General features: G+C 67.8%; 10 protein-coding genes. 7 read left to right on the forward strand and 3 right to left on the reverse strand.

From position 1 onward, the window contains the following. Positions 1–34 precede the first annotated feature (34 nt). Positions 35–3,229, forward strand: a complete 3,195-nt coding sequence (locus ACVTJA_RS00820; protein ID WP_465832920.1) for a tetratricopeptide repeat protein — start codon at positions 35–37, stop codon at positions 3,227–3,229. Here the strand turns inward: ACVTJA_RS00820 and ACVTJA_RS00825 are convergent. Next, positions 3,224–3,571 (reverse strand): hypothetical protein, encoded by a 348-nt coding sequence (locus ACVTJA_RS00825; protein ID WP_465832922.1) that lies wholly within the window; start codon positions 3,569–3,571, stop codon positions 3,224–3,226. The genes ACVTJA_RS00820 and ACVTJA_RS00825 overlap by 6 nt on opposite strands. Before the next feature lie 48 nt (positions 3,572–3,619). Between ACVTJA_RS00825 and ACVTJA_RS00830 the strand changes: the two genes are divergently transcribed. After that, the gene (locus ACVTJA_RS00830; RefSeq protein WP_465832924.1) at positions 3,620–4,144 is read left to right on the forward strand and encodes a GNAT family N-acetyltransferase; all 525 of its coding nucleotides are present in this window, start codon (positions 3,620–3,622) and stop codon (positions 4,142–4,144) included. A 4-nt stretch (positions 4,145–4,148) separates the two neighbouring features. Here ACVTJA_RS00830 and ACVTJA_RS00835 read toward each other — a convergent pair whose 3' ends face one another. Then, positions 4,149–5,117: a TolB family protein gene (locus ACVTJA_RS00835; RefSeq protein ID WP_465832926.1), complete on the reverse strand. Its 969-nt coding sequence runs from the start codon at positions 5,115–5,117 to the stop codon at positions 4,149–4,151. 54 nt (positions 5,118–5,171) lie between these two features. Between ACVTJA_RS00835 and ACVTJA_RS00840 the strand changes: the two genes are divergently transcribed. Beyond that, positions 5,172–6,047 carry a helix-turn-helix domain-containing protein gene (locus ACVTJA_RS00840; protein ID WP_465832927.1) on the forward strand — a complete coding sequence of 292 codons (876 nt, stop codon included), beginning with the start codon at positions 5,172–5,174 and terminating at the stop codon, positions 6,045–6,047. Positions 6,048–6,140: 93 nt separating this feature from the next. Here ACVTJA_RS00840 and ACVTJA_RS00845 read toward each other — a convergent pair whose 3' ends face one another. After that, positions 6,141–7,808 carry a type VI secretion system contractile sheath domain-containing protein gene (locus ACVTJA_RS00845; RefSeq protein WP_465832929.1) on the reverse strand — a complete coding sequence of 556 codons (1,668 nt, stop codon included), beginning with the start codon at positions 7,806–7,808 and terminating at the stop codon, positions 6,141–6,143. A gap of 212 nt (positions 7,809–8,020) precedes the next feature. On the opposite strand from ACVTJA_RS00845, the gene ACVTJA_RS00850 reads away from it, so the two are divergent. The 4 genes from ACVTJA_RS00850 (at position 8,021) to ACVTJA_RS00865 (ending at position 11,925) form a co-directional block, all read left to right on the forward strand. Further along, positions 8,021–10,219: a type VI secretion system Vgr family protein gene (locus ACVTJA_RS00850; protein ID WP_465832931.1), complete on the forward strand. Its 2,199-nt coding sequence runs from the start codon at positions 8,021–8,023 to the stop codon at positions 10,217–10,219. 182 nt (positions 10,220–10,401) lie between these two features. Further along, a complete protein-coding gene (locus ACVTJA_RS00855; protein WP_465832933.1) occupies positions 10,402–10,788 on the forward strand; it encodes a hypothetical protein in 387 nt (128 codons plus the stop codon). 20 nt (positions 10,789–10,808) lie between these two features. Further along, positions 10,809–11,471 carry a hypothetical protein gene (locus ACVTJA_RS00860; protein ID WP_465832935.1) on the forward strand — a complete coding sequence of 221 codons (663 nt, stop codon included), beginning with the start codon at positions 10,809–10,811 and terminating at the stop codon, positions 11,469–11,471. 43 nt (positions 11,472–11,514) lie between these two features. Next, complete coding sequence (locus tag ACVTJA_RS00865; RefSeq protein WP_465832936.1) at positions 11,515–11,925, forward strand: hypothetical protein; 411 nt, start codon at positions 11,515–11,517, stop codon at positions 11,923–11,925. Positions 11,926–11,989: the final 64 nt, after the last annotated feature.

The following is an 11,989-nucleotide window of genomic DNA, read 5'->3' on the forward strand; positions in this document are numbered from 1 at the left end:
GTCGGGAGTGGAGGTCTTGGTCACGTGCGGACGATTGACGATCGAGGAAGGGCAGGCGTTACTCAATCCGTCAGGCATTGAGCTTGAGGGGGCTTTTCCCGAGTGCTCCTTTCCGGGAGTCGAGGGAAGCTTTCCATCACGGTGGGCGTCGGCCGACTTCAACCGGTATGGAGGAATGCAGATGGCGGGGGCTACCGGCGGAGAACTTCATTCCGAAGGGCAGGCGAGCCCGCCCGTGTTCATCTCGTATGCACGTGGGGCGAGCCTGGAGCAGGCTCGGGCGCTCCATGTGGAGCTGAGCAGGAGCGGCATTCAGGCGTTCCTCGATGAGTCGGGCATCGAGCCCGGTGGTTCTTTCCCGAGAGTGCTGGCGGAGGCACTGCTCGCTTCGCGAGTGGTGGTGGTCTTCGCGAGCGAGGCGTACTTCCGACGCTGGTACTGCCTGTGGGAACTGGATGCCGTGCTCGGTCCTTTTCTGGCGCTGGGCGCGGGGGCGGAGGAGCGGGAGAAGGAGGCGGCGCTGGCGCCCGTTATCGTCGCACTCCCTCCCGAGGGAGAGTCGGTGCCGGAGTTGTTCTCCCTGCCACCGCTGCTGCAGACGACGAACTGCCTGGAGTCAGAAGACACCACGGGTCTGGCGAGCCTGATTCGCAAGCGGTTGGCGGCTGGGTACGGAACGCTCGGGGAGAGGTTGGAAGCCGCGGGGCAGTTGGGGGCTCGGCGCCGCTCACGGTTGCTGGATGAGAAGGCGCTGCGCCCACCCAGGAGTCTGGCGGGTGTGCGGTCCTACCCCAGAGAGCTGCCTCCGTCCCTGGGGATGTCCTTCGTGGGCCGCGAGGATGACTTGTGGCGCATCCACCACGTGCTCTCCGTGCTCCAGGACATGCGGGGCGAGGGAACGACGGGAGCTGGGCTCACGGCGGCAGTGGTTGCAGCGGGAGGATTCGGCAAGACGCGGCTGGCGCTGGAGTACCTGCACCGGTTTGGCCCGAGCTACTACCCAGGAGGCCTCTTCTGGGTGAACGCGGATGTGGCGGAGGACCGGCTGGAGGAGGAGTTCCACGGGATGCTGCGTACCCTCAAGCCAGAGGTCCCAGACCTGGTGCCATTCCGTGCGAGCAACCGGAATGCCGCCGAGGAGCTGGCCCGCGCGCTCGATGAAGCAGCGCTCCAGGGGCGCATTCTCTACGTGGTGGACGATGTGCCCGAGGTGGGCCCGAACGACGAGCCGAAGTCGCTCAGGACGTGGTGTCCGGCATTGGGGAAGGTGTCTCTGCTGGTCACTTCACGGGCGAGGATGAACGCGGGGCCGGAGGAGATTCATCAACTGCCACTTGCCACGCTGACGCCGGAGGCAGCCGTCGCGCTGCTGACGGATGGGATTGGCGGGAAGGGATTGGAGGAGGCTGACTGGCGCAAGATAGCGGAATGGGTGGGGGCTCTGCCTCTGGCACTCGAGCTGTTGAACCGAGCCATGCGGGTGGGTGTCAGGCCGCAGGACGTGCTGGCCCTGGCGCGGGACCAGGGGCCGGTGTGGGGATTGGAGAAGCAGATGAACGTCCTCCGGCGGAATGTGCCGCCGGATGCCCTTCGAGGAGTCGCCCAAGCGCTCTCCATTTCCTATGAGCGGCTCTCCGAGGCGGAGCAGTTGGGGGCCAGGCTCATTGCGTGGCTTTCGCCAGAGGCAATCCCATGGAAGCTGCTGGAGGCACTTGGGCCGGAGGTCTCATCAGTGGAGGTGTATACGACGCTGCTGTCCCGGCACTTCGTGACCCCCGTGGAGAAGGACCCGGGAAGCATGTTCGGTCGCATGCACCGAGTACTGGCGGACTACCTGCGCAGCAAGTCACCCGAGCCGCAGCGGGAACTGAGGCAGGTCTGCCAGGGGCTCATCCAGGTGATGGAGCCCTCTGCGTGCCAGAATCCGAAAGCTTGGCCGTTGATGGATGCGTGCCGTCCTCATGCAGAGAGTGTCTTCGAAAAGCTGGCGAAGGAGAACGCAACTTCTGATGTCAGAGACGAGGTCTCGTTGGGTCTCAGGCTGGGAGTGTTCCTTGGGGCAAAAGGACTTTCGGAGCAGGCGCGGGGCTTTGAGGTGCGGGTCGCTGCGCGCGCAGCTGGAAAGCTCGGCGAGGAGGATCCGGTCACGCTAAGGGCGATGAACAACTTGGCTACGACGCTTTTTGCGCAGGGGGACTTGGGCGGGGCTCGTGGATACCAGGAGCGTGTGCTGGAGGTGAGGAGGCGAGTGCTGGGGGAGGAGCACCCGGACACGCTGAGGGCGATGGGCAACCTGTCCGAGACGCTACGCGCGCAGGGGGATCTTGGCATGGCGCGTGAGTACCAGGAGCGTGTGCTGGAGGTGAGGAGGCGAGTGCTGGGGGAGGAGCACCCGGACACGCTGACGGCAATGGGCAACTTGGCCGCGACGCTGCACACGCAGGGGGCTCTTGGCGGGGCGCGTGAGTACCAGGAGCGGGTGCTGGAGGTGGAGAAGCGGGTGCTGGGTGAGGAGCATCCGGTCACTCTGAGGTCGATGAGCAACCTGGCCGAGACACTGCACGCGCAGGGGGACTTTGAGGGGGCACGAGGATACCAGGAGCGTGTGCTGGAGCTCAGTCAGCGGGTGCTGGGTGAGGAGCACCCGGACACGCTGACGATAATGGGCAACTTGGCCGCGACGCTTTTTTCGCAGGGGGACTTGGGCGGGGCTCGTAGGTACGAAGAGCGTGTGCTGGCGGAGAGGAAGCGTGTGCTGGGGGAGGATCACCCGGGCACACTGAGGGCGATGGGCAACCTGGCCGAGACGCTGCACGCGCAGGGGGACTTTGAGGGGGCACGAGGATACCAGGAGCGTGTGCTGGAGCTCAGTCAGCGGGTGCTGGGTGAGGAGCACCCGGACACGCTGACGATAATGGGCAACTTGGCCGCGACGCTTTTTTCGCAGGGGGACTTGGGCGGGGCTCGTAGGTACGAAGAGCGTGTGCTGGCGGAGAGGAAGCGTGTGCTGGGGGAGGAGCACCCGGGCACACTGAGGGCGATGGGCAACCTGGCTGAGACGCTGCACGCGCAGGGGGACTTTGATGGAGCGCGTGAGTACCAGGAGCGTGTGCTGGAGGTGAGGAAGCGGGTGCTGGGGGAGGGTCACCCGGACACGCTTGTTGCGAAGAGCAATCTTGAGGTGACTCTTGATATGCAGAGAAAGGGCCTCGGGACTGGGAAACTATGAGCCGTGCTTTGAAGTGCGCTCTCCTCCGCTGGCGAGAGAGGTCTGGTCGAGTGTTCCGATCTCTCGGGCATGGTCGAGCCTGCCCTTTCCGCAGCATTGCTCACTGGGCATAGGCAGTGCCCCGAGCGAGCCGTCGGACCGGTCGGTGCACGCCATCCAGGAACACCAGCCCGCCATCGCCTGCCGCGCGCTCGTGACCTGCTGGGCAGCATCAACTTCGAGTCCGTACAGCCCGTTCTCGCGAAGGACGACTGCGAGCTGCGCAGGGTACTGGTGCCCGGCCATCACCACGCTCACCGGGCCCACCGTGAGGCCATGCCAGAGCGTGGCATCGGTCTCCACGAATCCGCATGCGGCGGCAAATGCGCGAGCGTGTTAGAGCCCCCGGCCATGAGCACCCAGAATGTGGCGGAACGGGCCGTCATCCGCGAGGCGCGGCCCGAGGACGACGCGGCGATAGGCGAGTTGCTGGTCGAGGCCTTCATCACGCAGTACGCCAAGAAGCTCCCCGAGGTCGTCTACACGGAGGAGCGCAAGCGCGAACTGCGGGACGTGGCGTCCCGCCGGAAGGTGGCCACCATCCTGGTCGCGGAGGTGGACGGCGAGGTGGTGGGAACGGTCGCCCTGTTCCCTCCCGGAGCGCCGGGCTCGGAGGCGTGGCTGCCGAAATCGGCGGACCTGCGCGGACTGGCCACCGCCGTGCGCTACCACGGCACTGGCCTCGCGAAGCCGTTGCTCGACGCGGCGGAGAACCTCGCGCGCAAGTGGGGCGTGGATGCCATCTGCCTCCACGTGCGCAAGGGCGCCGACGGCGTCGCGCGCCTCTACATGAAGCGCGGCTTCGTGCGCGAGCCCGCAGGGGACATGGACCTGCCCTCCGTGTTCCTCACGGCGTACGTGCTGCGCCTGAAGTAGCGCCTCACAGGCCGAGCGCGCTCATGGGCACGCGGTAGATGTCACCCGTGCCCTTGCCAATGCCCATGAGCGCGGCGTCGTTCCTCGGAAAGTCGAACCGCGGGCCCACGTCCCTGGTGTGCGGCCGGTTGCTGCTGAAGTAGAGCCACTTTCCATCCGGCGACACGCTCTGGTTGAAGTCGCGGGCCGGCGAGTTGATGCCGTTCCCGAGCAGCCGCGCCTTCTCCCAGCCGCCTCCCGGAAGCCTGCGGCTGAGATACACGTCATAGCTGCCGATGCTCTCCGGGCGGCGGAGCGCGCTGAAGAGGAGGTAGCTCTCGTCCGGCGCAATCCACGGCTCCACCTCGGAACCGGCGGTGTTGATGGCGTCACCGAGGTTCTCCGGTGGCTGGTACACGCCGTCCACGAGTCGTGAGACCCACAGGTCACTGTCGCCGCGAGTCCCTGGACGCTCTCCGCCGAAGTACAGGTTCCCATTGGCGGCCACGGCGGGGGACCACTCGTCGAGGCTCGCGTCGTTCACCGGCGCGGGGAGTCGCGTGGCCTCGCTCCACTCGCCATCCGGTTGCAGGTGGGCGACCCAGATGTCGTGCGTCGCGCGCGCCTTCGTCTCTCCCGGGTGGGGACGGTTGGAGATGAAGAAGACGCTGCGGCCGTCGGGAGAGATGTGCGGGTCCGCGTTGCTCCACTCCGTCGCGAAGCGAGGCTTCACGGGCGGAGACCAGTGTCCGTCCGCGCCGAGCCGCGTCTCGAGGATTTCGTACTGCTCGAATGCGTCGTCCGCGCGGCAGAAGAGGACGCGCTGCTGGTCGGGTGAGAACGCCATGAAGAAGTCCCAGGCGCCGGTGGTGAAGTGGCCGGCTCCGTAGATTTCTGGGGCGTGGGCTTCGCTCGTGCGCGCCTGTTGGTTGGAGGAAGTGCTGCACCCGGTCAGCATCAGCACGGTGAGCCACAGCATCTGTCGTGAGGGCATGTCTCGAAGACCTCCGGAGAGGCATTGCAGTAGCATCCGGATGTGGCGCGAAACTTGGGGAATGTTGCGGAGGTGCCGGGCCTGCCCGTGAAGCCGTGCGGGGTGCACCTGCTCGCGCAGGACGCGGCGTTCTGTGCGTGGGATTGCGTCTGCCACAAGGGGCCGGGCAGCCCCGTCTTCGAGGGTGAGAGCCCTCTCGTCCACATCAGCGTCGTGCTCGCGGGGGCCTTCCACGCCCGCTCGGCCCAGGGCGCAACGCTCGCGGGGCCGGGCACGCTGCTGCTCGGGAATGCCGAGGAGGAATATGCGTACCGCCACGTCGATGACGGCGGGGACCGCTCCGTCGTCTTCGAGTACGCGGAGGCGTTCCTCGACGAGGTGGGTGGCTCGCTCGATGCGCGGCTTCGCGCAAGGCGCGCGTTCGGGCGGGCCTTCATTCCCGCGCTCGTGGCGTCGACGGATGCGGTGGCTCTCTCGTATCAAGCCCTGCGCACCGGTGAGCCGGAGGCGCTGCGCGAGGCCGCATTCACCGTCGCCTCGGTGGCTTTGACGGAGGACCGCGGCGGCGTCCATTCGGTGACGGCCCCCACGTCCGCGCAGGCGCACCGTGTCGCGAGGACGCTCCGGTATGTCGAGGCGCACAGCGCGGAGGACTGCTCGCTCGACACGTTGGCGGCGCACGCGGGCCTGAGCAGCTTCCACTTCCTGCGCGTCTTCCGCGCGATGACGGGACAGACGCCGCGTCAGTTCGTCATCGCCACACGGTTGCGGGTGGCCGCGACGGCCCTGCGGACCACGCGTACGCCCGTCACCGAGGTCTCGATGCAGGCGGGCTTCGGGGACCTGTCCCACTTCACGACGAGCTTCACTCGGGCCTTCGGCGCCTCACCGCGCACGTACCGCAAGCGGCATGGCCTCGGGGGGCGCTGACCGTTGAAGTGCGCCCCGCACATCTCCGCAGCGGCAGCACGCAGGCAATGATGAACGGCATGCCCGCGCGCTGACCGCTGAAGTGCGACCCGCTCAGCCCCGCAGCGGCAGCACGAAGGCGAGCTGGAAGCGCGTGCCGGCGTGCTCGGGCCGGACGGTGGCGCTGACGTGGACGCCTCGGCCGTCATCGGTGGAGACGAGCTCGGCGCGGACCTGGCCGTTCTCCGTGGCGCCGCGGAAGAGGAAGACCTCGGCGGCCTGGGCGAAGATGGCGGAGACCTCGTCGTTGCCGCTGCCGGACGGGAGCTGGTCCCTCACCCACGTGGCGAAGCGGACGATGCGGCCGGTGAGGAGCTGCGCGGGCAGCGGCACCGCGTAGCCACCGCCATACACCGTCGGCGCGGCGGACAGCAGCACCGCGTCCGCGTTGCGCCCGCTGCCGAGCCCGAGGATGCCGCGCCCCTCCAGCCGCGCCTGCGCGCGGATGGGGAGGAAGTTCTCCGTGGGAATACCGAGCCCCTTCTCGCGGCCGGACGGAATCTCCCAGATGGCCGGGGCCTTCAGGCCGCCGGGCTGGCCCATGATGCGCGCGAAGGAGCCCGTGTCGCGGAAGCTGGCGGACAGCAACGCCGCGACGCCGAGCGCGGGGCTGGTGAAGGCCGAGCGCTTCGCCGAGCCGCGCCCCTCGCTCACCGTCGCCACGTTGTTGATGGCGGCGCACAGCCAGCGCGAGGACTCGTCCTGACGCAGCTCGGTCCACTCGTCGGAGACCGTGTCCCGCTCCTCCTCCAGCGCGGCGGAGAGCTCGCCCGGCGCCACGCCGAGGAGCGACGACGCCACGGACGCCACCACGGGCACCTGCGAGCGCTCCCCGAGCGACGCGAGCCTGCCGAGCAGCCCCACGTCATCACACGAGTCCACGAGGAAGACGGCGTCGGGGCGGTCGAAGGGCTCGGCCGCGAGCGCGTTCTGGAGGGCCTCCAGCAGCGCGGGGCGGGACACGTCGAGCACCTCCACGGCGATGCCCGAGGACTTGGGGCACTGGTCCACCAGCCACCGCAGGCCGCGCCACGCGGACTCGAGGCGGGCGATGGGCTCGGCGGCGAGGATGTCCTTCGCGGTGGTGAGAATGACCTCCTCGATGAGGTCTCTCGCCGTCTTGCGGGACGGGGACGTGCTCGCGGCCGGCGCGGCCGACGAGGCCGGAGCGCGCGGGTTGATGGCGCGCAGGAAGGCATCCACGGCGCGGGACGCGGCGGCGGGGGAGCCCGCGTCGGCGCGGTTGAGGAAGGCCTCGACGAGCTCATCCCCGGACGTCGTGGGAGCCGCCGCCGGGACGGTGGGGCTGATGGGCACGAGGGTGGCGCGGATGGCCTCGGCGACGGCGTCGGGGAGGCGGCCGGGGCCGGTGATGGTGGCGACGCGGGTGGCGGCCTCCTCCGGGGAGATGGGGCGGAGCGGGTCGGAGGTGGAGAGGTCCGAGTGGAGGGCCTGGAGAGCGCGCAGCTCGGGGACGGCGTTGATGAGGTCGGCGATGCCGAAGGCGCGGAGGCGGTCGAAGGACAGCTCGAAGGAGCGGGTGTCCGCGGCGCCGAGGCGGTCGGCCACGGTGATTCGCACGCCGGTGGCGGCGCGAGCGAGCTCGCTGCCGAAGGACTCGGGGGTGAGGTGGAAGCGCCGGCCGGAGGACGCGGGGGAGAAGGCTCCCGCCACCAGCCACCGAACGCGCGCTCCCTCTGCACTGCTTCCGCTCTGACTCATGAACTGCTCCCGCCTGGGGTCGTGAAGGCCGCTACGTTACTCCGTCCGGGGCCGGTTGTCGGAAGGGGGCGCATCCGCGGCATGCCCACGCCCTACTTCCCGTCTGTGTCCTGGACGACTCACGGGAGGGTCCGGGCGGGAGCTGTCTGGCTTTGATGGGGCAGCATGCCCCCACGGCGGGTACGGGGTGGGACCCGCCAGAGAGGCTCGCCGTGTGGCGGAACCCGCGGGCGTTCACGTTGCGGATTGGGACGCTCGGCGACGAGTCGCTGGTGCTGTCTGACTTCACGGGCAGGGAGGCCATCTGCCGGCCCTTCGACTTCCGGGTGGAGTTCTTCACGAAGGATGGCGAGCCGCTGGCGGTCGCGGACCTCGTGGGCAGGGACGCGCTGGTGACGCTGTCGGTGCGAGACGGCAGCCCGCGCTACGTGCACGGCATGGTGCGCGAGGTGGAGTCGCTGGGTCTGAAGACGGGCCGCCGCCGCTACCGCGCGCACGTGGTGCCCACGCTGTGGCGCCTGTCACAGGTGCACAAGAGTCGCATCTTCCAGGACATGAGCGTGCTGGACATCCTCGCGGCCGTGCTGCGGGAGGGCGGCGTCGAGGTGCGGTTGGCGCTCAGCGGCAGCTACGCGGCGCGCGAGTACTGCGTGCAGTACCGCGAGAGCGACTTCGCCTTCTTGAGCCGGCTGATGGAGTGGGAGGGCATCTTCTACTTCTTCGAGCACACCGACTCCGGCCACACGCTGGTGCTGGGGGACAAGCCTTCCGCGCACGCGCCGCTGCCTCAGGGGCAGACGTTGCCGCTGCGGCCGCGCATGGGCAAGGAGGCCGTGGACGGCGAGTTCGTCTACGCGCTGGAGGTCGTGCACCGGCTGCGTCCGGGCGCGGTGCACCTGAAGGACTTCGACTTCGAGAAGCCCGCCGTGGACATCTCCGGCAAGGGCAAGGCGGTCGAGGGCGTGGCCGCGCTCGAAATCTATGACTACCCGGCCGGCTACGTGGCGCCGGGCGTGGGCAAGGCGGCGGCCAGCGTGCGCGCGGAAGCGGCGGGCATGGGCGGGCGCACGCTGACGGGCGAGGCGATTGCGCCCCGGCTGACGCCCGGCTTCCTGGTGGAATTGGACGCGCCCGAGGACGGCACCTTCGCGGGCGAGTACCTCATCACCGAGGTGGTGCACTCGGGCATGCAGCCGGATGTCTCCAGCGGCAGCGAGACGTTGCAAGGCCTCTACCGCAACCAGTTCCACCTGTTGCCCAAGGCGGTGCCCTTCCGTCCGCGCCGGCTGACGCCGCTGCCGCAAATCGCCGGGCCGCAGACGGCCACGGTGACGGGCCCGTCGGGCGAGGAAATCCACACGGACGCGCACGGCCGCATCAAGGTGCAGTTCCACTGGGACCGCGAGGGCAAGCGGGACGAGAAGTCCTCGTGCTGGGTGCGCGTGGGCCAGCCGTGGGGCGGCCCGGCGTGGGGCGACGTGTGGCTGCCGCGAATCGGGCAGGAAGTCATCGTCCGCTTCCTGGAGGGAGACCCGGACCGGCCGCTGGTGGCGGGGGCCGTCTACAACGGCACCAACACGGTGCCGTATGCACTGCCGGACGAGAAGACGAAGTCCACGCGCAAGAGCGCCTCCAGCCTGGGCAGCGACGGCTTCAACGAGGTGCGCATCGAGGACGTCGCCGGGGAGGAGGAGGTCTTCACCCACGCCCAGAGGGACGAAGAGCTCATCACCGAGAACGACAAGGACCAGTTGGTGGGCGGGTACGAGGACCTGCTGGTGAAGAAGGACCGCAAGCGCACCGTGGAGGGTCACCAGGAACTGCGCGTGCGCGGCGATGACGTCAGCGTGGTGGAAGGGAATCAGACGCTGCTCGTGCAGGGCAACCGCTCCACGCAGGCGGTGCAGTCCCACGGTGAGGCGGTGGAGGGCCACCAGACGACGACGGTGGGCAAGAACCTCACTGTTTCCGTTTCACGGAGCGCCATGGAGAACGTGGGCGCGGCGAAGGCCACTACCATTGGCGGGACGTACAGCGTCAACGTGGCGCTGGCCCACAACGAGGCCACGGGTGGAGCGAAGGGGGAACAGGTGGCGGGGCTCAAACATGAAGCCATCGCCGGAGGTCGTCAGGAGACCGTGGTCGGCGACAGGCACGTATCCGTTGGAGAGGACTGGGACGCGGAGGTGGCAGGTCAAGCCGTCCTGAAGACAGGAGAAGATTCGAGCGAGACCATTGGAGAGAGCTCATACCTGCTCTCCCTGGAGGGATACCTCTTGTCCGCCAAGCGATTCGAGGTCGTGACCGACACGCTCTCCATCTTCGTGAACGGCAGGCTTGCTGTGCGGGTCGACAAGTCCGGCAAGCTCCAGATTCGGGGCGGGACCATCACCGTGGACGACTCGCCATGACCATCAAGTTCAAGGGCGCTTCCATCCAGAAGGTGCAAGGTGGGTCGTCGGACGGCTCCTCCGACGTGGAGAATCCGCCCGAGCTCAAGACTCCACCCTGTATCCACGCGTGGGAAGTCCAGGCACCCCGGCAGAGCTACACAGCCGAACAGAAGCATCAACGTTTGCGGCGAGACGCTGCGATGGCGAAGAAAGAAGGAGACCCGGACTCCGCCAACAGCCTCCTCTTCGAGGGCCGCGCGGCGGAGCACAACCAGGTGACGAATGGCAACGACATGTCCGGACCCAACGACGCTTCCAAGCTCTACATGGTCTGCAAGAAGTGCGGACGCAGGGACCGGGAGCTGGACCATGTCATCCGCAATAAGGAAGGACGTGTCCTGAAGGTGGTGGAAGTGAAGTCGGGCAATGCGAACATCAAGGACGTACAGTTCAACGCCTTGCAGGAACTCTGCGCCCAACTCGGAGCGACGCTCGTCTACAAGCTTCAGCAGGGGGAAGGGACACCCATGGCCGTTCGTGAGTTGACGCGCAGAGGCCTTGCTCCCCAGGACATCATCGTCATCTGACGCCCACCCAGGAGCGACCATTGGCCAGCGACTACTACGCGCTCTATGCCCGGGTGAACCTGACGCGTGAGCAGGTCTTTTCTCGCGTCGTTCCCATCCTTCACACGCACGGCGCAAGATGGGCGAGCGCTCCCTGCGAGGCATTGGCTTTCGAGCCGAAGCTCGGGCGGTACGTCTGGACCGGTGAGACGGCGCACTTCAAGAATCTCGATGAGGCGCTGGAGCGTTCGCGCGCGTGGCAGGGCGTCGCCATCTACTTCGAGTACCCTCGCGAAGACGTTCTCGGCTCGCTGTCCGTCGTCGTCTGGAACGACGAAGGGCCGGCTTCGACCACGGTTGCCCTCTGCGAGAACTCGACCCTGTTCAACCTCCAGCGCGAACATGCTCCGTCGTGGGAGGCCGCCCAGGAGTTGTTCATCTCCGTTGGCCAGGCGCTCCAGGCGGCGTTCTGCTTCCTCAAACGTGAGCCACCGTTACGGACGATGAGCCAGGACGATGTTGCCGGAGAACTCGAGCGGATTACCGAGGGACGTCTCGTGCCGACCCTTCTCGCGATCCACGTGTCCCTCTTCAAGACGCCGGTCCGCGTCGTCTCCCTGCCAACCGCCCCTTATCGAGTCGACCGTCGCGGGGACTATTTCGTCATCACCCACAGGCGCATGGGCACACCCGAGGCGGACTGAGACGCGTGCACTCACGCCTCGTCGCCATTACCCTCCCGGTGCCATGTCCATCCGCAAGGACTACATCGAGCGTCTCATCGAGCAGTTCGCCGCCGCGCTCTCCCGCATCCTCAAGGCCCGCCAGGAGCAGCGGTTCGCGGACGTGCAGCGGCTCATCCACGACACCGCGCTGTCCACGCTCGGCATGGAGTACGGCGCCCTGCTGCTCGCGGACCCCGTGTCCACCGCGCGCCTGCTCGGCAGCCCCATCCGTGTCAAGGTGCTCGCCCGCCTGGTCTCCGAAGAGGGTGAGCTCCTTCAACAGCAGGGTGATTCCGACACCGCCTCCGCCCGCTTCCGCTTCGCCCTCGCGCTGTACTCGGAGGCCATTTCCGCCGGCCTCACTCCCGACGCGGATGACGCCGCCACCCTCTCGAAACTGCGCGCCTTCACAGAAGCGCCGCAGCGCGTCTGATCCACGCGAACCCCCCTCCATCTGTCGACAATTGACGCTCTGCATTGGTCCGCTTTCCGGCAGT

The sequence above is a fragment of the Pyxidicoccus sp. M6 genome, from assembly GCF_055568925.1.